The organism is Pseudomonas xantholysinigenes, assembly GCF_014268885.2.
In the GTDB taxonomy this organism is placed as follows: domain Bacteria; phylum Pseudomonadota; class Gammaproteobacteria; order Pseudomonadales; family Pseudomonadaceae; genus Aquipseudomonas; species Aquipseudomonas xantholysinigenes.
On the sequence record NZ_CP077095.1, the window covers coordinates 332,943 to 359,354 of the forward strand.

Here is a 26,412-nt window from a genome sequence, read left to right on the forward strand (position 1 = left end):
TCCGTTAGCGGTGGCTGGACATGAATTGCTTGCAACGCGCCGAGGTCGGGTTTTCGAAGACCTGTTGCGGCGATCCCTGCTCTTCGACCAGGCCCTGGTGCAGGAAGACCACTTCGCTGGACACCTGGCGGGCAAAGTTCATCTCGTGCGTCACCAGCAGCATGGTACGGCCTTCTTCGGCCAATGCGCGGATGACGTTAAGCACTTCCTGGACCATTTCCGGATCGAGCGCCGAGGTCGGCTCGTCGAACAGGATGACCTTGGGCTTCATGGCCAGGGTACGGGCGATGGCGGCGCGCTGTTGCTGGCCACCGGAAAGCTGGGCGGGGTAGCTGTGGCGCTTGTCGAAGATGCCGACCTTGTTCAGCAGCGCCTCGGCATGCTCGATGGCCTCGGCCTTGCTCTGGCCGAGCACGCGGCGTGGCGCCTCGATGATGTTGTCGAGGATCGACATGTGCGGCCACAGGTTGAAATTCTGGAAGACGAAGCCGATCTCGCTGCGCAGGCGGTTGATCTGGCGGTTGTCGGCGGCGATCAGGTCGCCGTTTTTCTGCGCCTTGAGCTTGAGCGCCTCGCCGGCGACGAGGATCTCGCCCTGGTGCGGGTTCTCCAGCAGGTTGATGCAACGCAGCAGGGTGGACTTGCCGGAGCCGGACGACCCCAGGATGGAAATCACGTCACCGTCGCGCGCGGTCAGCGAAATGCCCTTGAGAATTTCCTGCTCGCCATAGCGTTTGTGCAGGTTGCGGATTTCCAGCGCGGGCGTGGCCTGGGCCATGTGCGGTCCTCATGTATACGGGTGCGTTCCCAGCTGTTGGCGGCCTTCCTGGCGAGCGCCAAGCTAGCATAGCGGCGCAACGACGGCCAACGGGGTCGCGAGGGGCTCAGGTCGCTGGTGGGACAGTTTGTCGCATCGCTGCAGTGGACTGTCGCCAGGATGTCCGCAAGGGCGTTTTGCCCAGCACCGGAGCCTTGATGAAAAAAGGCGCGATGGTGCCAGTTTTGGCCCGCTCTGGGAAGCCGTTTTTGGCCGGGTGGTACTGCTGCGTGCGTTATGCCGCAGTGGGGTTGCGCCAATGGGTTGCTCTTTTTCTGCTCATCATTTGTGCAAAGGTGTTACCGAGGGGCACCTTTGGTGCGTTTGTAAGTGAGTATTTCAGTAATCCAGACTTGGCATGGGGATTTGGCGGCCTTTCGGTCAAAGCTTGGCATGATGGCCTGCAAGCCGCGCCGTTATTGGGGGCTGAAGCATTTCAGACGAAAGCGATTCTCACCTGGCCCACTTATTGCCATCTGGAAACCACTGAATGCAGCGCTGCCTACCTTCATCCCCGGCGCGCTGGCAGTCATTCGTGTAGTCCACCTCCTTACAAAGGTAGTTTTATGAGCGGTAACAATTCCAATGACCTCGCTCAGGGGCTCAAGCAACGGCATGTGACCATGCTGTCCATCGCCGGCGTGATCGGCGCCGGCCTGTTCGTCGGCTCCGGCCACGCCATCGCCGCCGCCGGCCCGGCCGTGCTGCTGGCCTACGCCGCCGCCGGTACCCTGGTGGTGCTGGTGATGCGCATGCTCGGTGAAATGGCGGTCGCCTCGCCGGACACCGGCTCGTTCTCCACCTATGCCGACCGCGCCATCGGGCGCTGGGCCGGTTTCACCATCGGCTGGCTGTACTGGTGGTTCTGGGTCCTGGTGATCCCGCTCGAAGCCAACGCCGCCGCGGCCATCCTGCATGCCTGGTTCCCGTCGGTGGACCTGTGGGCGTTCTCGCTGATCATTACCCTGGCGCTGACCATCACCAACCTGTTCAGCGTGAAGAACTACGGTGAGTTCGAGTTCTGGTTCGCCCTGCTCAAGGTGCTGGCGATCATCGGCTTCATCGTCGTCGGTTGCGCGGCCATGTTCGGCATGGTGCCGAGCAGCCAGGTCAGCGGCATCAGCCACCTGTTCGATACCCAGGGCTTCATGCCCAATGGTCTGGGCGCTGTGCTGGCAGCCATGCTGACCACCATGTTCTCGTTCATGGGCACCGAAATCGTCACCATCGCCGCCGCTGAGTCGAAGGACCCGGGCAAGCAGATCAGCCGCGCCACCAACTCGGTGATCTGGCGCATCTGCCTGTTCTACCTGGTGTCGATCTTCCTGGTGGTGGCCATGGTGCCGTGGAACGATCCGACCCTGGCGGAAAAAGGCTCCTACCAGACCGTGCTCAGCCTGATTGGCGTGCCGAATGCCAAGCTGATCGTCGACATCGTCGTGTTGATCGCCGTGACCAGCTGCCTGAACTCGGCGCTGTACACCTCCTCGCGCATGCTGTTCTCCTTGAGCAAGCGCGGCGACGCCCCGGCCATTGCCCAACGTACTACCAAGGCCGGCACCCCGCACTGGGCGGTGCTGCTGTCCACCGCGGCGGCTTTCCTGTGCGTATTCGCCAACTTCCTGGCCCCGGCCGAGGTGTTCGAGTTCCTGCTGGCCAGCTCCGGCGCCATTGCCCTGCTGGTGTACCTGGTGATCGCCGTGTCGCAACTGCGCATGCGTGCCCAGCGTGAAGCCAGCGGCGAGAAGATCTCGTTCAAAATGTGGATGTTCCCGGGCCTGACCTGGGCGACCATCGCCTTCATCATTGCTGTACTGGTGGTGATGGCCCTGCGCGAGGATCACCGTGCCGAGATCATCGCCACGGCCATGCTCAGCATCGGCGTGGTGGCGGCCGGCCTGCTGGTGCACCGCAAGCGTGGCGTTGCCGCGCGGGTGGCGCTGGATAGCTGATCCATTGGTGAAATGAAAAGGCCGCGCCCTGTGAGGGGCGCGGCCTTTTGTTTTGCCGGTGCTGGCCCTTTCGCGGGCAAGCCCGCTCCCACAGGTTCTTCACTGCCTTGCAGGCTTGTGAGCCGCCTGTGGGAGCGGGTTTACCCGCGAAGAGGCCAGGGCTGCTTACAAATTGCGGTCAGCCGAACTGCTTCTGCTGTTGCTGCTGCTTGGCCACGGCTTCCGAGGCGGCGACATAGGCATCCTGGAACTCGTCGCTCTCCAGCCAGGCCATGGTTGCGTCTTCGTCGGTGCCGTCGAGCCATTTGCGGTAGGCGGTGAACACCATGACGATGTAGTCGGTGGCGTGCTCTTCCTTGTGGCCCTTGAGTACCAGTGCCAGCAATGGGTCGACCAGGAACACCGAGATCATCGGCACCAGGCCGTTTTCCTGGGCTTCTTTCATCTTGTCGAACAGGCTGTTGTAGCTGCCCGATTCCATGGCCTTGTTGAACACCTGCTCGACGCTGGCGCTGTCGCCGGCGCTGGCCTTGACCGCCTGGCCGCTGCGCACCATGCGGTTCTGCTTGGCCTTGGTGGCGGCGCGCTTGGCGCGTTTCTGTTGTTTGCTGTTGGTGGCCATGGGGCGAATCCTTGGGGGAGCGGGTAAAGGCGCGTATTGAAGCTTAGTTGCCCGGGAAACCCAAGTAGGTATTCGAGATTGTCGGGGGGCGCTTTGCGCCCCTTTCGCGACACAAGGCCGCTCCTACAGAGGTACGCGATCCCCTGTAGGAGCGGCCTCGTGCCGCGAAAGGGCTGCGCAGCAGCCCCAGCGATTCAGCCGGCCAGCACCGCCGGCTCATCCTCCTCGAACCCTCGCGAAGCCCGACCGACCAGCAGCGCATCCGGCGCATGTGCCACGCGGTGATCCTTGCCCGGATAATCCAGCGAATGCAGGAAGTGGCGAATGCAGTTGATCCGCGCCCGCTTCTTGTCATCCGACTTGATCACCGTCCACGGCGCATCGGCGGTGTCGGTATGGAAGAACATGGCCTCTTTGGCCGCGGTGTAGTCCTCCCACTTGTCCAGCGACTTGATGTCGATGGGCGACAGCTTCCAGTGCTTGAGCGGGTCGTCGCGGCGGGAGATGAAGCGGCGCAGTTGTTCCTCGCGGTTGACCGAGAACCAGAACTTGAACAGCAGGATGCCGCTGTTGCACAGCATGCGCTCAAGGTCGGGCGCCTGGCGCATGAACTCCAGGTATTGCAGTGGCGTGCAGAAGTCCATCACCTTCTCGACGCCGGCGCGGTTGTACCAGGAGCGGTCGAAGAACACCATTTCACCGGCCGTGGGCAGGTGCTGCACATAGCGCTGGAAGTACCACTGGCCCTTTTCCTGCTCGGAGGGCTTCTCCAGTGCGACGATGCGTGCGCCGCGCGGGTTCAGGTGCTCCATGAAGCGCTTGATGGTGCCGCCCTTGCCTGCGGCATCGCGGCCCTCGAACAGCACGACGATGCGCTGGCCGGTCTCCTTGACCCAGTTCTGCACCTTGAGCAATTCGATTTGCAGCTCGTGCTTGGCCTTCTCGTAGTCCTGGCGGCGCATGCGCGTACGGTACGGGTAGCTGGCCGGCAGGCGTGCCGAGGTGCTGTCTTCGTTGCTGCCCTTGCGCGCGTTGGCCACTTCCAGGGCGGCGGGCTGTTGGCTGACCTGGGTGATGGTCTCTGGCGCGGCGGTGCTGGTAGCGGTTTTGCGCTGGCGCGGGCGACGGGTTCGGGGCGCAGGCTTGGGGCTGCTGCCGGTCTCGACAGGCGACGGCAGGGGGAGGGTGGCGGATTCTTCGCTCATGGAGGTCCTTGCGGGGTCGTTCGAATGTCCACCTGTCATCCTATGAGCGCAGGACGGGTGGCTTTTTGATGTCGATCAACCGGGCATGAAGGAAATCGGGGCAAAAATCGCAGGCAACAAAAAAACCCGCACTGGGCGGGTTTCTTGTGTCGCTTCGGGTAACTTTGCAACCACCAGAAGCTGAAGGTGGTGCCCAGAGACGGAGTCGAACCGCCGACACGAGGATTTTCAATCCTCTGCTCTACCGACTGAGCTATCTGGGCGACGAGGTGCATTAAATAGATTTCCGAACCGACCGTCAACGACTTTTTTGAAAAAATTTAAATTAATTCCGTCGCTTACGGTTTTCGGGGTCAATTCGAAGGCGGAACGTAGCCTTCGGCCTGGGCGTAGTCCTCACCAGCGAAGAACTTGTCCATCTCGGCCTGGATGAACTTGCGGTCCTCGGCGTTCATCATGTTCAGGCGCTTCTCGTTGATCAGCATGGTCTGGTGGTCCTGCCACTCCTTCCAGGCTTTCTGCGAGATGTTTTCGAAGATGTCCTGGCCCTTGGCACCTGGGTACGGTGGGCGGTCGAGACCTGGCAGCTCTTCGTTGTACTTGCGGCACTTCACGGTGCGGGTCATGGCTTGTCTCCTGCAATCAGTTCGTCGGCCGCGCGTTGCAGCAGCTTCTTGACCGGGGCGGCGAGGCCCAGGCGCGGCGGGGTGGCGAGGTTATACCAGAGCCAGTCGGGCTCGGCCACGTGCGCGCCGACCGGGTCGACACGCACCAGCCAGGGCTCGATGGCCAGCTGGAAATGGCTGAAAGTGTGGGTCAGGCCTGCCAGGGCCTGGCGGTCGTTCAGGCGCAACCCGTGCTGGTAGGCGAGGTCGTCGAGTTGTTCGAGGTTGTCCAGCTCCGGCAGGCTCCACAGCCCGCCCCACAGGCCGGTGGATGGCCGGCGGTAGAGCAGGATCGCGCCTTCGTGGTTGGTCAGCAGCGGCATCAACGTCTTGCGCTGGGGCAGGGCCTTGCGTGGCTTGGGCTCGGGGTAGCGGGTCTCTTCGCCGTGCAGATGGGCTTCGCAGCCGCGCTGCAACGGGCAGATCAGGCAACTGGGCTTGCTACGGGTGCACAGCGTCGCGCCCATGTCCATCATCGCCTGGGTAAAGTGGTTGACCCGGGTCATCGGCGTGAAGCGCTCGGCGCTGGCCCACAGCTGGTTGGCCACCTTCGGCTCGCCGGGGTAGCCGGCCTGCGCGGTGAAGCGGGCCAGCACGCGCTTGACGTTGCCATCGAGGATCGGCGCGCGGATGCCCATGCTGATGCTGGCGATGGCGCCTGCGGTGGAGCGGCCGATGCCGGGCAGCTCGGTGAGCTGCTCGACGCTGCGCGGAAACTCGCCGCCATGCTGCTCGACGACGATCTTCGCAGCCTTTTGCAGGTTGCGCGCGCGGGTGTAGTAGCCCAGGCCCGTCCACAGGTGCAGCACTTCGTCCTCGGGCGCCTCGGCCAGCGCCTGCACGGTGGGCAGGGCCTGCATGAAGCGGTCGAAGTAGTTGAGCACGGTGCTGACTTGGGTCTGCTGCAACATGATTTCGGAGACCCACACCCGATACGGGGTGATGCCCTGTTGCCAGGGCAGGTCATGCCGGCCGTGCTGGTCGTACCAGTCCAGCACGGCGCTGGAGAACTGCTGTGGGCTCATCGTTTGAACAGCCCCTTCAGTGCGTCTTTCAGTTCCGGGCTGACCTTGTCGCCGAGTTTTTCTTCAAGCTTCTGGTCGATCTTGTCTTTCAGACGGTTGCCGGCCAGCTTGGCGGCTACCTTGCCCAGGCCGTCCTGGTCCAGGCGGCAGGCCTTGGCCCCCAGCTCCAGCGGGCCGCGGCAGCGCAGCGGCACTTCGACGCCGACATAGCGCTCGTTGACCTGGCAGGCCGGGTCGGGCATGGCGCGCTGGTCGCCTTCGACGACCACGCCGACGTTGTAGTCCATGCCCAACACGCGCAGGTCGAGGTCGCCGTGGCCGTTGACGGTCAGGCCCGGGATGCGTGCCTTGAGGTCGGGGTTGCTGGCCACGCCGTTGCGGATCACCAGGCTGCCGCGCAGTTCCTGGAACGGCGTGTCCTTGCCGCGTGGCTCACCGCTCAGTTGCTTGCGGTTGAGCGTGGCGATGGCCTGGCACAGTTGCTGTTCGAGGTTGGCGTTGACCAGCACGCCGTCGTTGATGCTGAAGCTGGCGTTGCCGTTGAGGGTGTCGACCAGCGCTTTCTGGCTATTGCCGGTGGCGGTGAGGTCGCTGTTCAGGGTCAGCAGGCCCTTGACCGGCGGCTGTTGATCCGGACTTTCGCCCTTGATGAAGTGCTCCACCGGCACCCGGTTGATCTTGGTGTTGATCCCAAGCTGTGGCACGGCCGGTCGCACATCGACGGTGCCCTTGGCTTCGAAGGTACCGTTGTACAGGCTGCCGCGCAGGGTCTGCAGGGTTAGCAGGCCGCCCTGGCCGCTGGCGTTGAGCTGGGCGTCGCTGATCGGCAGCTTGTCCAGGGTGAGGGCGCCGAAGCCCAGGTCCGCTTGCAGGTCGAGGGCACGCAGGCGGTCGACCGGCAGCAGCTTGTCGGTGCTCCAGGCAACCTGGGTCGGGGCATTGGGCAGCGGCGTGGAGCCGGCGCCGGCCACCGCCGTGGCTTCCTGTTGCTTGACCTCGGCCTGGCGCGCGGCGCTGGCGCCCTTGGCCTGTTCACTCTTGGCCGGCAGGTAGCGATCGGCGTTGAAGGTGTCGCCTTTCAGGCGTATGCGCAGGGCTTGCTTGGCGAAGTCTTCCACCGCCACGCGGCCGCTGAAGGTGCTGTCGTCCAGTTTCACCGCCAGGTCTTCCAGGGCCAGGCTGTTCGGCGAGCCCTCCAGGCGGGTGACCAGCTCGAGCTTCTTGAATACCGCAGGGTCGGCGGTGGCCGGCAGTGGATGGCCGATGCCATCGAGGAAGGTGCGCAGGTCGAACTGGGCGATGGACAGGCCGCCGCTTACCTGTGGCGCTTTATCCAGGTCGCGCAGGTTCAGTTCGCCAAGGGCGCGCAGCTGGTTGGCCGAAACCTTCAGGCCGCTCCACGAGGCGACGTTGGCACCCAGGTCGACCAGCACTTGGCCTTGGGCAACGAAGGTCAGGGTCTTGCCGGCCAGCGGCTCGCCCGAGGTTTCACCAGACAGGCGCATGTCCTCGAGGTTGTAGCGCTTGAGCTTGCGGTCAAAGCGCAGCTCGCCGGTCAGCTCGGTGCGCGCCTTGAGGTTCGGCTGGCTGGCGCTGAGGAAGGCACTGGCCTTGAGCGGGATGTTCGCGCCCTCGTGCACGGGGCCGGTGCTCAGCTGGATGCTTTCGGCGCCGTAGCTCTGGCCGGCCTTTTCGTCGGTGTAGAGCACACGGGCGTTGTTGACGGTCAGGCTGTCGATGTCGAGCTTGACCGAGCGTTCGCTGGTTTGCGCTTGGGCGGGGGCGGGGGCGGAGCCCGGCGCCTCGGCAGGCGAGCTGGCCGGGTTGCCGGCGACGCTCGGCTCGGGCAGCGGCTTGCCGATGTCTTCCCAGTTGCCATGGCCGTTGGCGTCGCGGGTGAGGGTCAGGTTGAGGCCTTCGACCCGCACATCGCTCATCTGCACCTCGCGGCGCAGCAGCGGCAGCACACGCACCGACAGGCCGAGCATCTGCAGGTCGGCGAACGGTACCTTGGGGTTGTTCAGCGTGGCGATGCTCGCCTCGTGCAGCTCCAGGCCCAGCCAGGGGAACAGGCTCCAGCCGATGTCGCCGTTGAGGGTCAGCTCGACATGGGCCTTTTCGCGGGCCAGTTGGCGGATTTCGTCTTTGTAGTCGTTGGGATCGAAGAGGTGGGTCAGGGCGAAGCCCAGCGCCACGATGATCAGCAACAACCCGAGAAGCCCCAGCCCCAGGATTTTGCCGAACGCTTTCATGGGCGAGTCCTTGTAGTCCGATTATGAAATTCAGCGGCGAGTATAGCGCCGTGGCACTTGGCTCTGCGCATTCGACGTTTCGACAGTGCCCAGAGAAGCAGTTCCTTCATGAACGGGCTGTGACTGTTGTGGGAGCGGGCTTGTCGGACCGCCGCATCGCCGCGAAGCAAGTGATGCGGTGCCTGGCACCGGCTACGCCGGTGTTCGCGGCTGAAGCCGCTCCCACAGGGACCGCGCTAGCTTTAGCAGTTGAGCAAGGCAGTTGCTCCCACAGGATTGACCATTTCAGTTGACGAAAAAAACACGATATCAGATTGCTTCCATGCCACTGGCTGCTGGTACTCTTGCGCCGCCCGTGGAGCCCCCGCGACGCATTGTCGCGGGCGATGCCGCAAACGGCCGGGTTGCCTTGCGTGCAGCCACACAGAGCCGTCCACGCGCACAGCCCACCTACAAAAGGAACAATCCATGAACAGCAGTATCACGGCGGGGGCAGTGGCGAGCGCGCCAGGCTTCCTGTCGAAGGAGCGCATCATCGCCCGTCCGGGCTTCAACCGCTGGCTGGTGCCGCCGGCGGCCCTGGCCATCCACCTGTGCATCGGCATGGCCTATGGCTTCTCGGTGTTCTGGCTGCCGCTGTCCCAGGCGCTGGGCGTCAGCGCGCCGGTGGCCTGCGCCGCCGACATGGGCTTCGTCGCCCGCCTGTTCAGCGCCGAGTGCGACTGGCCGATCTCCATGCTCAGCTGGATCTACACCCTGTTCTTCGTGTTCCTCGGCTGCTCGGCCGCGGTGCTCGGCGGCTGGCTGGAGCATGCAGGCCCGCGCAAGGCCGGCCTGGTTTCGGCGCTGTGCTGGTGCGGCGGCCTGCTGATCTCGGCGATCGGCGTGAAGACCCATCAGCTGTGGCTGATGTGGCTGGGTTCGGGGGTGATCGGGGGGATAGGCCTGGGCCTGGGCTACATTTCGCCGGTGTCGACCTTGATCAAATGGTTCCCGGACAAGCGCGGCATGGCCACCGGCATGGCGATCATGGGCTTTGGCGGAGGTGCCATGGTGGGCGCGCCGCTGGCTACTGCCTTGATGGGGCATTTCTCCAGCCCGACCGAGGTGGGCGTGTGGCAGAGCTTCGTCGCCATGGCCGCGATCTACTTCGTGTTCATGACCGCTGGCGCCCTGGCCTACCGCGTGCCGCCGACCGGCTGGAAGCCTGAGGGCTGGACGCCACCGGCGAAGAAGGCCAACGCCATGGTCACCGACCGCCACGTGCACGTCAGCGTGGCCTGGAAGACCCCGCAGTTCGCCCTGGTCTGGCTGGTGCTGTGCCTGAACGTCTCGGCGGGTATCGGCATCCTCGGCATGGCCTCGCCGCTGCTGCAGGAAGTGTTCGCCGGCAAGCTGCTGGGCAACGAACTGACCTTCGGCGAGCTGAACGCCGCGCAGCTGGCGCAGATTGCCGCCATCGCCGCCGGCTTCACCGGCCTGCTGAGCCTGTTCAACATTGGTGGGCGGTTCTTCTGGGCGTCGTTCTCCGACTACATTGGTCGCAAGAATACCTACTTTGCCTTCTTCGCCCTGGGCGTGGGCCTTTACAGCCTGGTGCCGAACATGGGCCACATCGGCAACGTCGCGCTGTTCGTGGTGGCGTTCTGCATCATCCTGTCGATGTACGGCGGCGGTTTCGCCACGGTGCCGGCGTACCTGGCCGACCTGTTCGGCACGCAGATGGTCGGCGCCATCCATGGTCGCCTGTTGACCGCCTGGGCGGCGGCTGGCGTGCTGGGGCCGGTGCTGATCACCTACCTGCGCGAGGCGCAGCTGGCGGCGGGCGTGGAGCGGGCAGCGGCCTACGACATGACCTTGTACATCCTCGCCGGCTTGCTGGTGCTGGGCTTCATCTGCAACCTGCTGGTGCGACCGGTGGCGGACAAGTACTTCATGACCGATGCCGAACTGGCTGCCGAGCGCGCGCTGAGCCATGACAAGGGCGCGGATTCGGCGCGTGCGCTGGAATGGCATGCGGCGCCGGGCAGCCTGCCGTTGGTGCTGCTGGCCTGGGCCGTGGTGGTGATTCCGCTGGCCTGGGGGGTGTGGATCACCTTGCAGAAGACCGCAGTGCTGTTCCATTGAGGTAGAGGCATTGGGGGCGCTTTGCGCCCCTTTCGCGGCGCAAGGCCGCTCCCATAGGCATTGCGTACCTTCAGGGTTACGAGGTTCCTGTAGGAGCGGCCTTGTGTCGCGATGGGCTGCGACGCAGCCCCAAAAGGTGCTTGTATAGACCTGTAGACCCGTCCCGCCCCCGTAATTACTAGCCCTGCCATATGTCATCCGCGTTTCAAGCCGGCGCATTCTGGGCCTATAATGGAGCCCTTTTCGCCCAATGATTTTGCGGAGCTGGTGATGGTCGAACGTAAGGCTTCCGTCGAGCGCAATACCCTGGAAACCCAGGTCAAGTGCTCGATCAACCTCGATGGCAGCGGCAAGGCCCGATTCGAAATCGGCGTGCCTTTCCTTGAACACATGCTCGACCAGATCGCCCGACATGGGCTGATCGATCTGGACATCGAGTGCAAGGGCGACCTGCATATCGACGATCACCATACCGTCGAGGACGTCGGCATCACCCTGGGCATGGCGTTCGCCCAGGCCATCGGCGACAAGAAGGGCATCTTCCGCTACGGCCATGCCTATGTGCCCCTGGACGAAGCCCTGTCGCGGGTGGTCATCGACTTCTCTGGCCGTCCGGGCCTGCAGATGCACGTGCCCTATACCCGTGCCACTGTCGGCGGCTTCGATGTCGACCTGTTCCAGGAGTTCTTCCAGGGCTTCGTCAACCACGCCCTGGTGACCCTGCACATCGACAACCTGCGTGGCCACAACACCCACCACCAGATCGAGACCGTGTTCAAGGCATTCGGCCGCGCCCTGCGCATGGCCATCACCCTTGACGAGCGCATGGCCGGGCAGATGCCTTCCACCAAGGGATGCCTGTAAATGCAGACGGTAGCCGTAATCGACTATGGCATGGGCAACCTGCACTCGGTGGCCAAGGCCCTGGAGCACGTGGGCGCCGGCAAGGTCCTGGTGACCAGCGACGCCGCGGTGATTCGTGAAGCCGATCGCGTGGTGTTCCCAGGCGTTGGCGCAATTCGCGACTGCATGGCCGAGATTCGCCGCCTGGGCTTCGACAGCCTGGTCCGCGAGGTTAGCCAGGATCGCCCGTTCCTCGGTATCTGCGTCGGCATGCAGGCGCTGCTCGAGCACAGCGAGGAAAACGCCGGCGTCGACTGCATCGGCCTGTTCCCCGGCCAGGTGCGCTTCTTCGGCAAGGACCTGCAGGAAGACGGCGAGCACCTGAAAGTGCCGCACATGGGTTGGAACGAAGTCGGCCAGACCAACGACCACCCGCTGTGGCACGACATTCCCGATCGCGCGCGTTTCTACTTTGTGCACAGCTACTTCATCGAGGCCGGTAAGCCGAGCCAGGTGGTGGGTCGCGGCCACTATGGCGTCGACTTCGCCGCCGCGCTGGCCGAGGGCTCGCGCTTTGCCGTGCAGTTCCACCCAGAGAAGAGCCACACCCACGGCCTGCAGTTGCTGCAGAACTTCGTCGCCTGGGACGGGCGCTGGTAAATGAGCAGATCGCGGAGCAAGGCCCCCGTCATCACCCTGGCCCCGGAGCAGGAGCGCGAGGCGCTCGACACGCTCAAGCGTTTTCTCGAAGACCGCTTCGAGCTGCAGCTGGGGTCGTTCGAGGTGGCCGAGGTCCTCGAGCTGTTCAGCAAAGAGATTGCACCCCACTACTACAACAGGGCGATTGCCGATGTTCAGCTGCACCTCAAGGAGCGGTTCGAAAGCATCGAAAGCGACCTGTGGGCTTTAGAAAAGAGCTGAAAGCTTCAAGCTTCAAGCTTCAAGCCAAAGCTGGATCGCCAATCCGACACATAATGCGCATTGCTTGCAGCTTGTCGCTTGCAGCTTGCAGCTTGAAAGGAAAGAGCATGCTGATTATCCCCGCTATCGATCTCAAGGACGGTGCCTGCGTACGCCTGCGCCAAGGCCGCATGGAAGACTCCACCGTATTCTCCGACGACCCGGTGAGCATGGCCGCCAAATGGGTCGAGGGTGGCTGCCGTCGCCTGCACCTGGTCGACCTCAACGGCGCCTTCGAAGGCCAGCCGGTCAATGGTGAAGTGGTCACTGCCATCGCCAAGCGCTACCCGACCCTGCCGATCCAGATCGGCGGCGGCATCCGCTCGCTGGAAACCATCGAGCACTACGTCAAGGCTGGCGTCAGCTACGTGATCATCGGCACCAAGGCGGTCAAGCAGCCTGAGTTCGTCGCCGAGGCGTGCAAGGCCTTCCCGGGCAAGATCATCGTTGGCCTGGACGCCAAGGACGGTTTCGTCGCCACCGACGGCTGGGCCGAAGTCAGCTCGGTGCAGGTCATTGACCTGGCCAAGCGTTTCGAGGCTGATGGCGTGTCGTCGATCGTCTACACCGACATCGCCAAGGACGGCATGATGCAAGGCTGCAACGTGCCCTTCACCAAGGCCCTGGCCGAAGCCACCCGCATCCCGGTGATCGCCTCGGGCGGCATCCACAACCTGGGTGACATCAAGGCCCTGCTGGACGCCAAGGCGCCGGGCATCATCGGCGCCATCACCGGCCGTGCCATCTATGAAGGCACCCTCGACGTCGCCGAGGCCCAGGCCTTCTGCGACAACTATTGAATAGGAGCGGCAAGCTGCAAGCGGCAAGCTGCAAGAGAAAAGCCGGACCGCGTACTGCTTTATCTTGCAGCTTGCCGCTTGAAGCTTGCAGCTGCTCCCCAGGAGCTCCCATGGCTTTAGCTAAACGCATCATCCCCTGCCTGGACGTGGACAACGGCCGGGTGGTCAAGGGCGTCAAGTTCGAGAACATCCGCGATGCCGGTGACCCGGTGGAAATCGCCCGGCGTTACAACGAGCAAGGTGCCGACGAAATCACCTTCCTCGACATCACCGCCAGCGTCGATGGCCGCGACACCACCCTGCATACCGTCGAGCGCATGGCCAGCCAGGTGTTCATCCCGCTGACCGTGGGCGGTGGCGTGCGCACCGTGCAGGACATCCGCAACCTGCTCAACGCCGGTGCCGACAAGGTGTCGATCAACACCGCCGCGGTGTTCAACCCGGAGTTCGTCGGTGAGGCGGCGGACCGCTTCGGTTCGCAGTGCATCGTCGTCGCCATCGATGCCAAGAAGGTGTCTGGCCCGGGCGAGACGCCGCGCTGGGAGATCTTCACCCACGGTGGGCGCAAGCCGACCGGGCTGGATGCCGTGGAGTGGGCGAAGAAGATGGAAGGCCTGGGGGCCGGTGAGATCCTGCTGACCAGCATGGATCAGGACGGCATGAAGAACGGTTTCGACCTGGGGGTGACCCGGGCGATCAGCGATGCGCTGGGGATCCCGGTGATTGCTTCGGGTGGTGTGGGCAACCTGCAGCACCTGGCCGACGGCATTCTGGAGGGGCATGCCAGCGCGGTGTTGGCGGCGAGTATCTTCCACTTTGGCGAGTACACGGTGCCGGAGGCGAAGGCCTATATGGCTTCGCGTGGGATCGTCGTGCGCTGATGGATTGATTGGGGCTGCCTTGCAGCCCATTCGCGGGTAAACCCGCTCCCACAGAGGGCGGTGAAATCCCTGTGGGAGCGGGTTTACCCGCGAATGGGCCGCAAAGCGGCCCCCATTGCATCACCCGTGATTCTTGCCGAGCAACGCGTGGTACAGCTCGGTATCGCCGAGGATCCCCACCACCTTGTCGTTATCCTGCAGCACCAGCTTGTTGCCAGTGTGATAACGAATCTGCAGCGCTTCGCGCATGCCGATGTTGGCGTTGACCAAGGTCGGCCGGCGGTCGAGCAACTCCACATCCTGTCCCGGCGCCCAGTTCTGCAGATCGAGGCCGTTCTGGCCTTGGCGCGCGCGCTTGATCGAACCGCCTTCGCCAAGGTCCAGCCAGGAGTCGATGCCCGGATCGATGCACACCGAGCCGTTGACTCGCTTGCAGTTGTCCAGGCTGCGCATCAGGCTGCGCCCGCACAGCACGTTCAGCGGGTTGGTGTGGGCGACGAAGGTGCGCACATACTCGTCGGCCGGGTTGAGCACGATCTCTTCGGGCTTGCTGTACTGGATGATCCGCCCGTCCTTCATGATGGCAATGCGGCTACCCAGCTTCAGGGCTTCGTCGAGGTCGTGGCTGACGAACACGATGGTCTTGCTCAGCTTGCTTTGCAGGGCCAGCAGCTCGTCTTGCAGGCCCTGGCGGATCAGTGGGTCGAGGGCCGAGAACGGTTCGTCCATCAGCAGGATGTCGGCGTCCATCGCCAGCGCCCGGGCCAGGCCCACGCGTTGCTGCATGCCGCCGGACAGCTCGTCCGGTTTTTTATTGCGCCATTGGGTCAGGCCGACCAGCTCGAGCTTCTCGTCGACCAGCTTGCGCCGTTCCTTTTCCGGGCGGCCCTGCATTTCCAGGCCAAAGCTGATGTTCTCGCGCACGGTCAGCCAGGGCATCAGGGCGAATTTCTGGAACACCATGGCGATGCGCTGGGTACGCATCATCTTCAGCTCCGCCGGGGTGCAGTGGGCGATGTCGATGTGCTTGCCTTCATGCTCGACGAACAGCTTGCCGCGGCTGACAGTGTTGAGGCCGTTGATGCAACGCAGCAGGCTCGACTTGCCGGAGCCGGACAGGCCCATCAGCACGCAGATCTCGCCCTTGTTGATGTCCAGGTTGGCTTTTTCGACGCCGACCACCAGGCCGGTCTGCTTGAGGATCTGCTCGCGGGTCTGGCCCTGGTCGAGCAGCGCCAGCGCCTCGCGCGGCTTGCTGGAGAAAATGACGTCGACGTCTTCGAAACGAATGATGCTCATGCCTCACCCCTTGCCGGCAGTTCCGGTTGCTTGCAGATACGGTCGAGCATGATCGCCAGCAGCACGATGGCCAGGCCCGCTTCGAAGCCCAGGGAGATGTCGGCGGTGTTCAGCGCGTTGACCACCGGCTTGCCGAGGCCGTCGGCGCCGACCAGGGCGGCGATCACCACCATCGACAGCGACAGCATGATGCACTGGGTCACGCCGGCGGCGATGCTCGGCATGGCGTGGGGCAGTTCGATACGGGTCAGCAGCTGGCGGCGCGAGCAGCCGAAGGCCTTGCCGGCATCCAGCAATTCCTGCGGCACGTCGCAGATGCCCAGGTAGGTGAGGCGGATCGGCGCGGCGATGGCGAACACCACGGTGGAGATCAGCCCCGGCACCACGCCCAGGCCGAACAGGGTCAGGGTCGGGATCAGGTAGACGAAGGTGGGCACGGTCTGCATCAGGTCCAGCACCGGGCGCATGGCGGTGTAGAACATCGGCTTGTGCGCCGCGGCGATGCCCAGTGGCACGCCGATGACCACGCAGACCACCGTGGCGAAGGTGACCTGGGCCAGGGTTTCCATGGTTTCCTGCCAGTAACCCAGGTTGAGGATCAGCAGGAACGACAGGGCGACGAACACGGTAAGCGCCCATTTGCGCTGGATAAAGTGCGCGAGGGCGGCGAACAGGGCGATGAGCACGAACGGGTTGAACCAGGTCAGGGCGCTGGTGACCCCATGGATCATGAATTCCAGGCCTGCGGCAATGGCGTCGAAATAGCTGGCGCCGTTCTGGGTCAACCATTCGACGAATGAGGCGATGTACTGCCCCAGGGGTATTTTCTGATCGATAAGCATGATAGCGAGCTTCCACCTGCAAAGATTGAAATCAGTCCGGGGCGGGCACGGTCCCGCCCCGCGGTGTTGCCTGGGCGTCTTGCGTTATTGCGTCAGTTTGGCCTTGGCTGCCTCGAGGCCAGGCTTGCCATCCACGGTGGTCACGCCGGCCAGCCAGGCATCCAGCTTGCCGGGGTTGTCCTTGAGCCACTTCTTGGCCGCGGCCTCGGGTTTCATCTTGTCGTCCAGGACATAGCCCATCATGGTGCTTTCATCCTTGAGCTCGAACGACAGGTTCTTCAGCAACTGGCCAACGTTGCCGCATTCCTGTGCGTAGCCCTTGCGGGTGTTGGTGAGCACGGTGGCCTTGCCGAAGTCGGGACCGAAGTAGGCGTCCCCGCCGGTCAGGTAGGTCATCTTGAAACGGGTGTTCATCGGGTGCGGTTCCCAGCCGAGGAACACGATCGCTTCGTCGCGCTTCTGCGCCCGGTCGACCTGGGCGAGCATGCCGGCCTCGCTGGACTGCACGATCTGGAAACCGGCGTCCTTCAGGCCGAAGGCGTTGTCGTCGATCATCTTCTGGATGGTGCGGTTGCCGTCGTTGCCGGGTTCGATGCCGTAGATCTTGCCCTTGAGCTCCTGCTTGAACTTGGGAATGTCGGCGAAGTCCTTCAGGCCCTTGTCGTACAGCGCCTGGGGCACGGCCAGGGTGTACTTGGCGTTTTCCAGGTTGGCGCGCACGGTCTCGACGGTGCCGGCGTCGCGGTACTGCTTGATGTCGTTCTCCATGGTCGGCATCCAGTTGCCGAGAAACACGTCCAGGTCCTTGCCGGTGGCCAGCGACTTGTAGGTCACTGGTACCGAGATCATGGTGGTGTGGGTCTTGTAGCCCAGGGCTTCGAGCACGACGCTGGTGGTGGCGGTGGTGACCGTGATGTCGGTCCAGCCGACATCGGAGAAACGCACCGTCTGACACTGCTCGGGTTCGGCGGCCTGGGCCAGCAGCGGAGCGGACAGCAACGCGACCAGCAACAGCGAGGGTGAACCTTTCATGGATGGACTCCTGTGATTTTATCTTCGGGTTCGCGTGGGTCGCCGGGCGTTCTCAGGGCTCCGGTCGACCAGGCCTGCAGAGGGCAGGATGCGAGGCCGTGCAATACGAGTCGCTTTCGATAATCCTCCAGCGTCGGGCAATCGCCTACTGGTGGCGTCGTATCCAGTACAGGACGGGTCGCATCCAGTACGCACGATGTCGCAACTGGCTTTTTCCACCCCCATGCCACTGCTTTTACGTCGCCCGGGCGCTGGAAAACGGCGCGCACGGGGCCGGTGCGGCAGCGGCGCTGCTGGACAAAAGTACGTCGGTTGCAGACGGCGAGGGGCAGGGCAAAAGCCCGATGATGCGAGCATTCCAAGGCGGCTCGACGATTCAGCCTAGCAGGTGCGCTAGGGGTCGTATGGCGCGTCCAGACAAGCCCAGCAAGAGGTGATCCGACAATGGCCATCAGCGTGTTCGACCTGTTCAAGATCGGTGTCGGGCCATCCAGCTCGCACACTGTCGGCCCCATGCGTGCCGGCGCGCTGTTCGTCCAGGGGCTGCGCGAGCGCGGCGAGCTGGAGCGGGTGCGGCGCCTCGAGGTCCGGTTGTATGGTTCGCTGTCGGCCACCGGTGTCGGTCACGGCACCGACAACGCCACGATCATGGGCCTGATGGGCGAATGGCCCGACGCCATTGACCCCAGCCAGATCACCCCACGCATCGCCGACCTGCGCGAAACCAATGTGCTCAAGCTCGACAACCGGCTGCCCATCGAATTCGTCTGGGGCCGTGACATGCTGCTGCTCGACGAGAACCTGCCGTATCACCCCAACGCCATGACCCTGATCGCCGAGGGCGAGGGTGGCGAGCTGCATCGCGACACCTACTACTCGGTGGGCGGCGGCTTCGTCGTCGATGCCGCCCAGGCCGCCAGCGGCGTGCTGGATGCCGACCAGACCGTGTTGCCGTACGACTTCAACAGCGCCGCCGAACTGTTGCGTCTGTGCAAGCAAAACGACCTGAGCGTGTCGCAATTAATGTTGGCCAACGAGAAGGTCTGGCGCAGCGAAGCCGAGATCCGCGCCGGCCTGCTCAAGCTCTGGCAGGCCATGCAAGAGTGCGTGAACAACGGCCTCAAGCACGAAGGCATTCTGCCTGGCGGGCTCAATGTACGGCGCCGCGCCGCCCGTCTGCACCGCAGTTTGCAGGAGCTGGGCAAGCCCAACGTGATCGGCTCGACCATGAGCGCCATGGAGTGGGTCAACCTGTTCGCCCTGGCCGTGAACGAAGAAAACGCCGCGGGCGGGCGCATGGTCACCGCGCCCACCAACGGCGCGGCGGGGATCATCCCGGCGGTGTTGCACTACTACATGCGTTTCTCCGATGCGGTGGATGAATCCAACGTGGTGGACTTCTTTCTCGGCGCGGCGGCGGTGGGCATCCTGTGCAAGAAGAACGCGTCGATTTCCGGCGCCGAGGTTGGCTGCCAGGGCGAGGTCGGCTCGGCCTGCGCCATGGCGGCCGCGGGCCTGGCCCAAGTGCTCGGTGCCACTCCGGCGCAACTGGAGAACGCCGCCGAAATCGCCCTGGAACACAACCTTGGGCTCACCTGCGATCCGGTCGGTGGCCTGGTCCAGGTGCCGTGCATCGAGCGCAACGCCATCGCCGCGGTGAAGGCGATCAACGCCGTGCAGATGGCCCTGCGTGGCGACGGCGAACACTTCATCTCCCTCGACCAGGTGATCCGCACCATGCGTGACACCGGCGCCGACATGCACGACAAGTACAAGGAAACCTCCCGCGGCGGCCTGGCGGTCAGTGTCATCGAGTGCTGATGCGCCGTTCTGGCCCGTCGCTGAGCGTTGCGCCACATTCTGGCGCAACGCCTGTCATCTACCGACCGTCGCCTGTCGTTACCAGCAGGGTCATTGTCGGTGACACTCAAGTCTGTCGCATCTGGGCATCCTTCCCACAAGTGCTACCGAACTGCTCAGCCGTGATACGCAAGGGCGCTGGCGCGCCTGTTTGCGTTTAGGTCTAAGCTCCTTCCCGACCCCGCTGGAAGGCGCATGCCAACGTCGCTTTTGGGTTTTGTTGGATGAGCGTTCAACTTCCGGCATGCCATTTGCGTTGGGATTGGCAAAGCCCCTGCATACGAAACGGGGCCACTACAAGAACAGTGCTCGCCTGAAGCACACCCTGCATTGTGTGAGGAGAAATCGCGATGACGTCGTACACCTCCGGGAACCCAACCCAGAACCGCACAGCACCCCAGTCCATCGGCTTTCTCCTGCTGGACAACTTCACCCTGATTTCCCTGGCTTCGGCGGTCGAGCCGCTGCGTATGGCCAACCAGCTGTCCGGTCGTGAGCTGTACCGCTGGCATACGCTGACTGTCGACGGTGGCCAGGTCTGGGCCAGCGATGGTTTGCAGATCACCCCCGATGCGGCCATGCACAGCGCCCCGCCGATCGACACCGTGATCGTCTGCGGTGGCGTTGGCATCCAGCGCACCGTCACCCGTGAGCACGTCACCTGGCTGCAGGCCCAGGCCCGCCAGTCGCGGCGCCTGGGCGCGGTGTGTACCGGCAGCTGGGCGCTGGCTTGCGCCGGCCTGCTTGACGGTTTCGATTGCAGCGTGCACTGGGAATGCCTGGCGGCAATGCAGGAGGCCTATCCACGGGTGAACATGAGCACCCGCCTGTTCACCCTCGACCGCAACCGCTTCACCAGCTCCGGCGGCACCGCGCCGCTGGACATGATGCTGCACCTGATCAGCCGCGATCATGGCCGTGAGCTGTCGGCGGCGATCTCCGAGATGTTCGTCTACGAACGCATCCGCAACGAGCAGGACCACCAGCGCGTGCCGCTCAAGCACATGCTCGGCACCAACCAACCGAAGCTGCAGGAAATCGTCGCGCTGATGGAGGCCAACCTCGAAGAGCCGATCGACCTGGACGAGCTGGCGGTGTACGTGGCGGTGTCGCGGCGTCAGCTCGAGCGATTGTTCCAGAAGTACCTGCACTGCTCGCCGTCGCGCTACTACCTCAAGCTGCGCCTGATCCGCGCCCGGCAACTGCTCAAGCAGACGCCGATGTCGATCATCGAGGTGGCATCGGTGTGCGGGTTCGTCTCCACGCCGCACTTCTCCAAGTGCTATCGCGAGTACTTCGGTATTCCGCCGCGCGACGAACGCGTGGGCTCGAACACCACCCAGCAAGTGGCGATGATGCCGATCCCTCAGGCCATGGCCCTGTCGCCGCACAGCGGGCCGATGGCGGCGCTGAGCCAGGCGCGCAACGAATCGACCTTTGCCAGTGTGAGGCTCTGATACCGCGGCGCCTTGTTCGCGGGTAAACCCGCTCCCACAGGTTTGAATGTCAGTGCGATCCCTGTGGGAGCGGGCTTGCCCGCAAAGAGGTCGATGCAGGAAAAAGCCGGTCAGGCGCGCTTGTTGAACTGCGCCAACGCCGGCAACAGTTGTTTGTCGATGGCCTGGCGCACCGCTGGCAGGATGGTCGCGCTGCCGGTGTACATCTGCTCGACCATGCCCTTGAGGGCCCGCGCATTGGGCTCGGTCAAGCCCCGCACCACCACCTCGCAGGCCTGCTCGGCGCTGGCGCCGGCCGGAATGTCGAAACCCCGCGAGCGCAGCTGGCCCAGCAGGTCGTCCTGGTCGATCAAGTCCGCATGCATCATGACTAATGTCCTTCGCCGCTGTTGTTTTCAATCGATTCTGTGTCCGATGCGCCGGTGCGGCAAGGGCGGATTGTCGCGATGGCCGCTTTGGCTAAGAACAGGTCGTTTACGGCTAAATCGTCTGAGAAGGAAGGCCGCACACTGAAAGTCATTCACGGCACCGAGGGTTTGGTCACCCTCACTTCATGCACAGTGGATGTTGCTCGCTCTTGACCCCGGAGGCTCACGGCTTTCCGGGGTTGTTTTTTTTCGCCTGTTCGCGGTACCTAGTATTTCTGTCAGTTGTCGACTCATTGAGTTCATGTCCAAATGAAATGACAATTGACTGGAGGTCTGCGATGTTACAGAAGCACTTGAAGACAGCGGTGCTCTGCTGTGGGCTAGTTGCGCTGTCTGCTTGCGAGACCAGCAGGCTTGATCAGGACACATTGAATAATGATGGTTCAATTTTTCTCGAGATTAAACAACCGGTAGCCCTTCAGAAGTTGCACGCCGAGCGCCCTGGTGATACTCGGGTCAATGCCCTATTGGCTTCTCAGAAGGAGATGCCTGACCAGGAGGTTCGTTTGGTGCAAGCCCGGCCTGCTGCGATAAAGGCAGATACAAAATTACTATCTGTACAACTACCAGACGGGCAGGTAGTGACGTTTCAACAGCGCAGGTCGAGTGAAAAAGACGCGTCAGAGTCTTACTGGTTCGGTGATATCGTCTCTGATCGGAAGCATCGATTCCCCTCCGCTAAAGAGGTCGATGTAGACCCAATGGAGTGGATGTCTATCAGTCGGTATGGCGAGCAGTTGCTCGGTAGTCTCCATGTACGGGGTAATACCTACCAACTCGCCTCTTTGGGAGACGGTCGGCAGCTCGTCATAAAAAGTACTAGAGTGCCGGCTGCGGAGTGCGAGCCATTGGTAGAAAACCTCGAGCAGGGGCAGGTTGCGAAGGTAGCGGGTAAATCAAATGATTCGCCAAGTGTGGTGCGCGTTCTAGTTGTAAGTACCAACGAAGGGCGTCTCGTGGATTTTGATATCGAGCAAGGGATGAAACATGTTCTCGAAACAGCTACTTCAATTTATCAAGGAAGTGGCGTGAATGTGCGTTTTGAGTATGCTCAACATATTCCAGTTGTGTACTCGGAGGCTACCAGGGATTATGATCTTACCAATATCCTGCGAGATCTTCGTAATGCTCAACATCCGATTGGCATGCTGGTGAAAGAGAGGAGAGATACATTTCAAGCTGATGTGGTCATAGTGGTTTCTAGTCAGCGACTATTGACGTATGGGAAAGCCTATATTCAAGCGAGGAAAGAAACTGCATTCGTTATAGTTCCTCTTTTCACTTATTACGGAGTTGGGCTTGTGGGGGATAAAACAATCCATCAACTTGGGCATCTGTTCGGGGCTGGACATGGATGGTACCCAGGAGACCCTATAGCGCCACCGCCTCAGTATAGGAACGGTTACCTTACCAAGACGGGCACTGTTCTGTATCGTACAATAATGGCATATCTTGACTGCCTTCTTCGTGAAAATTGTTATGGCGATCCCTTTACCTTCGAAGTTGATCATTTTTCGGATTCAAACGCTGAGTACTATGGTGTAAAGCTGGGTGCCGAGCCAAATAATAATGTGGTGCGACTGCTTAAGGAGCGGGTTGGAGAAGTTTCAAACTTCTATCCGTGATGAGCGTGCGGCTGGGCTTGTAAATTATCCAGTCGAGTGTGAGGCCATGCCTGAAGTGACTCAAGGGCATGGCCTCTTAACTTGAGTCTATCTGTCAGTGGGTTTTCAGGAGAATGGTCCGGCCAATGTGTGTTGGACCCGGTAGATCGCCTTGCTCCTCCACCAGTGCATGCAGGCTTTCGATGGACGATTGCTCGAACGGAGCCGATGTCGGTCCTGAAAGCGCTACATGCAACAACAGCTGCTCACTGGCGGCAAGGGCTTCATGGCAGCCTTGACGGTGCAAGCTGTGATACAGGTGCAGGCGCTTTCTGTCGAAGCCGATGATCTGCGTCTGCACCCACACCTCGGTATCGAGTTTCACCTCGTGCAGATAGTTGATGTGGGCCTCCAGGGTGAACAGCGAATGCCCGCTCTGCCCGCGGGCATCGGCGTCCAGGCCGATGCGCTCCATCAGGGCGTCGGTGGCGTAGCTGAAGATCAACAGGTAGTAGGCGTCGCGCAGGTGGCCGTTGTAGTCGACCCATTCCGGCAACACTCGGGTGCGGTAGGTGATCAGGGCGGGCATCGTTTTCTCCTCAGTCGCCGAAGGCCATGCCGTGCTTGGCTTTGCTGGTTTTCACCGCATCCAGTACCGCCAGCAGTGTGTCATCACGATAGCGCTCCAGGGCCGCGATGCTGTGTTCGCCCAACTGCGCCGAGGTACCTACTACTACTTCGTCGATCAGCTTGTCGGTCAGCTCCGGTGCCGGCAGGTAAGTCCAGGGCAGCTTCAGCGCGGGGCCGAACTGGGCCATGAAGTGGCGCATGCCGGCGTCGCCGCCAGCGAGCGTGTAGGTAAGGAAGGTGCCCATGAACGACCAGCGCAGGCCAGCGCCGAAACGGATCGCGTCGTCGATCTCGCCGGTGCTGGCGACACCGTCGTTGACCAGGTGCAAGGCTTCGCGCCAGAGCGCTTCGAGCAGGCGGTCGGCGATAAAGCCGGGGACTTCCTTGCGCACATGCAAGGGGCGCATGCCGAGCGCGGTGTAGATGACTTTTGCCGCTTCGATCGCGTCCGGGCTGGTCTTGCGGCCGCCGACGATCTCCACCAGGGGCAACAGGTACACCGGGTTGAACGGATGGCCAACCAGGCAGCGCTCGGGGTGAGTGGCCGATTCGTAGAATTCACTGGGTAACAGGCCCGAGGTGCTGGAGCCGATGATCGCATTCGGCTTGGCGGCGGCGCTGATCTTCGCGTGCAGGTCGAGCTTGAGGTCCAGGCGTTCGGGGGCGCTTTCCTGAATGAAGTCGGCATCGCGCACGCACGCTTCGATGGTGGCCACGAACGTAAGGCGATCTTGTGAGGCGCCGGGGGCCAGGCCTTGTTTTTGCAGGGCCGGCCAGGCGTTGGCGACGCGCTGGCGCAGGGCCGCCTCGGCGCCGGGCGCCGGGTCCCAGGCGACCACGTCCAGGCCATGTGCCAGGGCGCGGGCGACCCAGCCGCTACCGATCACGCCGCTACCCAGTGCGGCGAAGGTCTTGATGTCGGTGATCAAAGGCATGTCGAGCTCTCACTGAAAAATTACATGATGTGGCGGCGCCCCCCTGTGGGAGCGGGTTTACCCGCGAACACCGGCACAGCCGGTGCCATCCACCGCACAGCCTGCTTCGCGGGTAAACCCGCTCCCACAGGAAAGGTGTGCAAGCGGGTTTCAACGGTGCTTGAGGTTCATCTTTTCCCGGCCTTGCGCCGGGGTGAGCACGCGGGCACCCATGCGGGTGATGATTTCCGCCGCCCGCTCCACCAACTGGCCGTTGCTGGCCAGCACGCCACGGTCCAGGTACAGGTTGTCTTCCAGGCCGACCCGCACGTTGCCGCCGAGCAGCACTGCCTGGGCGGCCATGGGCATCTGCATGCGACCAATACCGAATCCGGCCCAAGTGACGTTGGCTGGCAGGTTGTCGACCATGGCTTTCATGGTGGTGGTGTCGGCGGGCGCGCCCCAGGGAATGCCCAGGCACAGCTGGAACAGCGGGTCGTCGAGCAGGCCTTCCTTGATCATCTGCTTGGCGAACCACAGGTGGCCGGTATCGAAGATCTCCAGCTCGGCCTTTACGCCCAGCTCGGTAATCCGCTTGGCGCCGGCGCGCAGCTGGGCGGGGGTGGAGACGTAGATGGCGTTGCCGTCGCCGAAGTTGAGCGTGCCGCAATCGAGGGTGCAGATTTCCGGCAACAGCGCCTCGACATGGGCCAGGCGCTCCAGCGGGCCGATCAGGTCGGTGCCCGGGCCGAACTCCATGGGCGATTCGCCGGGGCCGATTTCCAGGTCGCCGCCCATGCCGGCGGTGAGGTTGACGATGACGTCGACGTCGGCCTCGCGGATGCGCTCCATCACTTCGCGGTAGAGGTTGACGTCGCGGCTGAAACGGCCGGTTTGTGGGTCGCGGACGTGACAATGGACCACGGTGGCGCCGGCCTTGGCGGCTTCCACGGCGGATTCGGCGATCTGTTTCGGGGTGACCGGGACCAGGTGGCTCTTGGCGACCGTGTCGCCGGCGCCGGTGAGGGCGCAGGTGATGATGACGTCGTGGTTCATGGGGGTTCCTTGTGGTATCTGAGTAGCAGGATCGTTGTAGGAGCGGCCTTGTGTCGCGAAAGGGCCGCGCAGCAGCCCCTGGATTTATGCGGCGCTGCTGATAACCAGGGGCCGCTTTGCGGCCCTTTCGCGACACAAGGCCGCTCCTACATCGCTCAGGTTGGCCTGTCAGTTGGCGGAAAGCTTGAGGTTGTCGGCGGCCGGCTTGCCGTCGAAGGTGGTCACCCCGTCAAGCCAGCGCGCCTTGTCCTCGGGATGGTCCTTGAGCCACTGGCGGGCGGACTCCAGCGCATCCTTGTGGTCGAGCAGCGGCTGCATCATCCGGCTCTCGTCTTCGGCGCTGAAGCTGAGGTTGGCCAGCAGGCGATGGGCGTTGGGGCAACGCTGGGCGTAGTCCGGCGCGGTCACGGTCCACACCGTGGCGCGGCCTTCGTCGGGGCCGAGGGCGTCCTGGCTGTCGCCCAGGTACACCAGGTCGATGTTCACGTTCATCGGGTGCGGCGCCCAGCCGAAGAACACCACCGCCTCCTTGCGGCGCACGGCCCGGTCGACGGCGGCGAGCATCCCGGCTTCGCTGGATTCGACCAGCTGGAACTTGCCCAGGTCGAACTGGTTCTTGGCGATCATCGCCTTGATCTGGGTGTTGGCCCCCGAGCCCGGCTCGATGCCGTAGATCTTGCCGCCCAGCTCCTTCTGGAACTTGTGGATGTCGGCGAAGCTTTTCAGGCCCTTGTCGGCCAGGTATTTCGGCACCGCCAGGGTGGCGCGGGCGTCTTCGAGGCTGGGTTTGTCCAGCACCTTCACTTGCCCGGCGTCGATGAACGGGGTGATGGTCTGGGTCATGATCGGGTTCCAGTAACCCAGGAACATGTCCAGGCGCTTGTCACGGATACCGGCGAAGATGATCTGTTGCGAGGCGCTGGTCTGCTTGGTCTGGTAGCCCAGGCCGTCGAGCAGCACCTGGGCCATGGCGCTGGTGGCGATCACGTCGGTCCAGTTCACCACGCCCAGGCGCACGTCCTTGCAGGCGGCGGGTTCGGCGGCGAACAGCGGGGTGGCGACGCTGGTGCTGAGGGCGAGGGATAACAGGCTGCGGCGGATAAAGCGATGCATGGTGGCTCTCCATCGGCAGTACATCTTG

Annotated in this window: 24 protein-coding genes and 1 tRNA gene; 10 read left to right on the top strand and 15 right to left on the bottom strand. The window is 63.1% G+C overall.

Annotation, left to right across the window (positions count from 1 at the left end):
* Positions 1-4: 4 nt before the first annotated feature.
* Positions 5-778 carry an ABC transporter ATP-binding protein gene (locus HU772_RS01520; RefSeq protein ID WP_046853793.1) on the bottom strand — a complete coding sequence of 258 codons (774 nt, stop codon included), beginning with the start codon at positions 776-778 and terminating at the stop codon, positions 5-7.
* A 605-nt stretch (positions 779-1,383) separates the two neighbouring features.
* Between HU772_RS01520 and gabP the strand changes: the two genes are divergently transcribed.
* Positions 1,384-2,769 carry a GABA permease gene (gene gabP, locus HU772_RS01525; protein ID WP_186653764.1) on the top strand — a complete coding sequence of 462 codons (1,386 nt, stop codon included), beginning with the start codon at positions 1,384-1,386 and terminating at the stop codon, positions 2,767-2,769.
* Between the two features lie 178 nt (positions 2,770-2,947).
* Here the strand turns inward: gabP and HU772_RS01530 are convergent, their stop codons facing one another.
* From HU772_RS01530 to HU772_RS01555, 6 genes are all read right to left on the bottom strand, one after another.
* Positions 2,948-3,391: a hypothetical protein gene (locus tag HU772_RS01530; protein ID WP_186653750.1), complete on the bottom strand. Its 444-nt coding sequence runs from the start codon at positions 3,389-3,391 to the stop codon at positions 2,948-2,950.
* A gap of 194 nt (positions 3,392-3,585) precedes the next feature.
* Positions 3,586-4,596, bottom strand: coding sequence for a polyphosphate kinase 2 (gene ppk2, locus HU772_RS01535; RefSeq protein WP_225923084.1), 1,011 nt, complete (start codon positions 4,594-4,596; stop codon positions 3,586-3,588).
* Between the two features lie 187 nt (positions 4,597-4,783).
* Positions 4,784-4,859 (bottom strand) — tRNA-Phe (locus HU772_RS01540).
* Positions 4,860-4,949: 90 nt separating this feature from the next.
* Entirely contained in the window at positions 4,950-5,222 is a 273-nt protein-coding gene (locus HU772_RS01545; protein ID WP_110734368.1) for an oxidative damage protection protein, read from the bottom strand.
* Complete coding sequence (gene mutY, locus HU772_RS01550; RefSeq protein WP_134689918.1) at positions 5,219-6,286, bottom strand: A/G-specific adenine glycosylase; 1,068 nt, start codon at positions 6,284-6,286, stop codon at positions 5,219-5,221. The genes HU772_RS01545 and mutY overlap by 4 nt, the downstream gene beginning before the upstream one ends.
* Positions 6,283-8,538, bottom strand: coding sequence for an AsmA family protein (locus tag HU772_RS01555; protein ID WP_186653747.1), 2,256 nt, complete (start codon positions 8,536-8,538; stop codon positions 6,283-6,285). The genes mutY and HU772_RS01555 overlap by 4 nt, the downstream gene beginning before the upstream one ends.
* A 468-nt stretch (positions 8,539-9,006) precedes the next feature.
* On the opposite strand from HU772_RS01555, the gene HU772_RS01560 reads away from it, so the two are divergent.
* The 6 genes from HU772_RS01560 to hisF all read left to right on the top strand — a co-directional run bounded on the left by HU772_RS01560 (position 9,007) and on the right by hisF (position 14,149).
* Complete coding sequence (locus tag HU772_RS01560; protein WP_186653733.1) at positions 9,007-10,665, top strand: OFA family MFS transporter; 1,659 nt, start codon at positions 9,007-9,009, stop codon at positions 10,663-10,665.
* Between the two features lie 270 nt (positions 10,666-10,935).
* The gene (gene hisB, locus HU772_RS01565; RefSeq protein WP_084941144.1) at positions 10,936-11,529 is read left to right on the top strand and encodes an imidazoleglycerol-phosphate dehydratase HisB; all 594 of its coding nucleotides are present in this window, start codon (positions 10,936-10,938) and stop codon (positions 11,527-11,529) included.
* Positions 11,530-12,168, top strand: a complete 639-nt coding sequence (hisH, locus tag HU772_RS01570) for an imidazole glycerol phosphate synthase subunit HisH (RefSeq protein WP_186653729.1) — start codon at positions 11,530-11,532, stop codon at positions 12,166-12,168.
* Positions 12,169-12,429 (top strand): DUF2164 domain-containing protein, encoded by a 261-nt coding sequence (locus HU772_RS01575; RefSeq protein WP_186653727.1) that lies wholly within the window; start codon positions 12,169-12,171, stop codon positions 12,427-12,429.
* A gap of 107 nt (positions 12,430-12,536) precedes the next feature.
* Positions 12,537-13,268, top strand: a complete 732-nt coding sequence (gene hisA, locus HU772_RS01580; protein WP_186653724.1) for a 1-(5-phosphoribosyl)-5-[(5-phosphoribosylamino)methylideneamino]imidazole-4-carboxamide isomerase — start codon at positions 12,537-12,539, stop codon at positions 13,266-13,268.
* A gap of 110 nt (positions 13,269-13,378) precedes the next feature.
* Positions 13,379-14,149, top strand: coding sequence for an imidazole glycerol phosphate synthase subunit HisF (hisF, locus tag HU772_RS01585; protein WP_008091498.1), 771 nt, complete (start codon positions 13,379-13,381; stop codon positions 14,147-14,149).
* Between the two features lie 120 nt (positions 14,150-14,269).
* On the opposite strand, the gene choV is transcribed toward hisF, so the two are convergent.
* The 3 genes from choV to HU772_RS01600 form a co-directional block, all read right to left on the bottom strand.
* Positions 14,270-15,448, bottom strand: a complete 1,179-nt coding sequence (gene choV, locus HU772_RS01590; RefSeq protein ID WP_186653708.1) for a choline ABC transporter ATP-binding protein — start codon at positions 15,446-15,448, stop codon at positions 14,270-14,272.
* A complete protein-coding gene (gene choW, locus HU772_RS01595; RefSeq protein ID WP_186654157.1) occupies positions 15,445-16,293 on the bottom strand; it encodes a choline ABC transporter permease subunit in 849 nt (282 codons plus the stop codon). The genes choV and choW overlap by 4 nt, the downstream gene beginning before the upstream one ends.
* A gap of 81 nt (positions 16,294-16,374) precedes the next feature.
* Positions 16,375-17,322, bottom strand: coding sequence for a choline ABC transporter substrate-binding protein (locus HU772_RS01600; protein WP_186653705.1), 948 nt, complete (start codon positions 17,320-17,322; stop codon positions 16,375-16,377).
* 444 nt (positions 17,323-17,766) lie between these two features.
* Here HU772_RS01600 and HU772_RS01605 point away from each other — a divergent pair, with 444 nt between their 5' ends.
* Together HU772_RS01605 and gbdR are read left to right on the top strand one after the other, a co-directional pair.
* A complete protein-coding gene (locus HU772_RS01605; RefSeq protein WP_186653703.1) occupies positions 17,767-19,143 on the top strand; it encodes an L-serine ammonia-lyase in 1,377 nt (458 codons plus the stop codon).
* A gap of 389 nt (positions 19,144-19,532) precedes the next feature.
* On the top strand, positions 19,533-20,639 hold the full coding sequence (gene gbdR / locus HU772_RS01610; protein WP_186653694.1) for a choline metabolism transcriptional regulator GbdR: 1,107 nt from the start codon (positions 19,533-19,535) through the stop codon (positions 20,637-20,639).
* Positions 20,640-20,749: 110 nt separating this feature from the next.
* Here the strand turns inward: gbdR and HU772_RS01615 are convergent, their stop codons facing one another.
* Entirely contained in the window at positions 20,750-21,007 is a 258-nt protein-coding gene (locus HU772_RS01615) for a hypothetical protein (protein WP_186653692.1), read from the bottom strand.
* Positions 21,008-21,345: 338 nt separating this feature from the next.
* Between HU772_RS01615 and HU772_RS01620 the strand changes: the two genes are divergently transcribed.
* Positions 21,346-22,692 carry a zinc-dependent metalloprotease family protein gene (locus tag HU772_RS01620; RefSeq protein WP_186653689.1) on the top strand — a complete coding sequence of 449 codons (1,347 nt, stop codon included), beginning with the start codon at positions 21,346-21,348 and terminating at the stop codon, positions 22,690-22,692.
* 94 nt (positions 22,693-22,786) lie between these two features.
* Here HU772_RS01620 and HU772_RS01625 read toward each other — a convergent pair whose 3' ends face one another.
* The 4 genes from HU772_RS01625 to choX form a co-directional block, all read right to left on the bottom strand.
* Positions 22,787-23,260, bottom strand: coding sequence for a thioesterase family protein (locus HU772_RS01625; RefSeq protein WP_186653686.1), 474 nt, complete (start codon positions 23,258-23,260; stop codon positions 22,787-22,789).
* Between the two features lie 10 nt (positions 23,261-23,270).
* Positions 23,271-24,236, bottom strand: coding sequence for an L-carnitine dehydrogenase (locus tag HU772_RS01630; protein WP_186653683.1), 966 nt, complete (start codon positions 24,234-24,236; stop codon positions 23,271-23,273).
* 150 nt (positions 24,237-24,386) lie between these two features.
* Complete coding sequence (cdhC, locus tag HU772_RS01635) at positions 24,387-25,271, bottom strand: 3-dehydrocarnitine:acetyl-CoA trimethylamine transferase CdhC (protein ID WP_186653681.1); 885 nt, start codon at positions 25,269-25,271, stop codon at positions 24,387-24,389.
* 168 nt (positions 25,272-25,439) lie between these two features.
* Positions 25,440-26,384: a choline ABC transporter substrate-binding protein gene (gene choX / locus HU772_RS01640; protein ID WP_186653678.1), complete on the bottom strand. Its 945-nt coding sequence runs from the start codon at positions 26,382-26,384 to the stop codon at positions 25,440-25,442.
* Positions 26,385-26,412 lie beyond the last annotated feature (28 nt).

Bases quoted from the DNA above. Each gene is read 5' to 3' on its own strand.
- HU772_RS01520 (WP_046853793.1), bottom strand. From the start codon at position 778: ATGGCCCAGGCCACGCCCGCGCTGGAAATCCGCAACCTGCACAAACGC.
- gabP (WP_186653764.1), top strand. From the start codon at position 1,384: ATGAGCGGTAACAATTCCAATGACCTCGCTCAGGGGCTCAAGCAACGG.
- HU772_RS01530 (WP_186653750.1), bottom strand. From the start codon at position 3,391: ATGGCCACCAACAGCAAACAACAGAAACGCGCCAAGCGCGCCGCCACC.
- ppk2 (WP_225923084.1), bottom strand. From the start codon at position 4,596: ATGAGCGAAGAATCCGCCACCCTCCCCCTGCCGTCGCCTGTCGAGACC.
- HU772_RS01545 (WP_110734368.1), bottom strand. From the start codon at position 5,222: ATGACCCGCACCGTGAAGTGCCGCAAGTACAACGAAGAGCTGCCAGGT.
- mutY (WP_134689918.1), bottom strand. From the start codon at position 6,286: ATGAGCCCACAGCAGTTCTCCAGCGCCGTGCTGGACTGGTACGACCAG.
- HU772_RS01555 (WP_186653747.1), bottom strand. From the start codon at position 8,538: ATGAAAGCGTTCGGCAAAATCCTGGGGCTGGGGCTTCTCGGGTTGTTG.
- HU772_RS01560 (WP_186653733.1), top strand. From the start codon at position 9,007: ATGAACAGCAGTATCACGGCGGGGGCAGTGGCGAGCGCGCCAGGCTTC.
- hisB (WP_084941144.1), top strand. From the start codon at position 10,936: ATGGTCGAACGTAAGGCTTCCGTCGAGCGCAATACCCTGGAAACCCAG.
- hisH (WP_186653729.1), top strand. From the start codon at position 11,530: ATGCAGACGGTAGCCGTAATCGACTATGGCATGGGCAACCTGCACTCG.
- HU772_RS01575 (WP_186653727.1), top strand. From the start codon at position 12,169: ATGAGCAGATCGCGGAGCAAGGCCCCCGTCATCACCCTGGCCCCGGAG.
- hisA (WP_186653724.1), top strand. From the start codon at position 12,537: ATGCTGATTATCCCCGCTATCGATCTCAAGGACGGTGCCTGCGTACGC.
- hisF (WP_008091498.1), top strand. From the start codon at position 13,379: ATGGCTTTAGCTAAACGCATCATCCCCTGCCTGGACGTGGACAACGGC.
- choV (WP_186653708.1), bottom strand. From the start codon at position 15,448: ATGAGCATCATTCGTTTCGAAGACGTCGACGTCATTTTCTCCAGCAAG.
- HU772_RS01600 (WP_186653705.1), bottom strand. From the start codon at position 17,322: ATGAAAGGTTCACCCTCGCTGTTGCTGGTCGCGTTGCTGTCCGCTCCG.
- HU772_RS01605 (WP_186653703.1), top strand. From the start codon at position 17,767: ATGGCCATCAGCGTGTTCGACCTGTTCAAGATCGGTGTCGGGCCATCC.
- gbdR (WP_186653694.1), top strand. From the start codon at position 19,533: ATGACGTCGTACACCTCCGGGAACCCAACCCAGAACCGCACAGCACCC.
- HU772_RS01615 (WP_186653692.1), bottom strand. From the start codon at position 21,007: ATGATGCATGCGGACTTGATCGACCAGGACGACCTGCTGGGCCAGCTG.
- HU772_RS01620 (WP_186653689.1), top strand. From the start codon at position 21,346: ATGTTACAGAAGCACTTGAAGACAGCGGTGCTCTGCTGTGGGCTAGTT.
- HU772_RS01625 (WP_186653686.1), bottom strand. From the start codon at position 23,260: ATGCCCGCCCTGATCACCTACCGCACCCGAGTGTTGCCGGAATGGGTC.
- HU772_RS01630 (WP_186653683.1), bottom strand. From the start codon at position 24,236: ATGCCTTTGATCACCGACATCAAGACCTTCGCCGCACTGGGTAGCGGC.
- cdhC (WP_186653681.1), bottom strand. From the start codon at position 25,271: ATGAACCACGACGTCATCATCACCTGCGCCCTCACCGGCGCCGGCGAC.
- choX (WP_186653678.1), bottom strand. From the start codon at position 26,384: ATGCATCGCTTTATCCGCCGCAGCCTGTTATCCCTCGCCCTCAGCACC.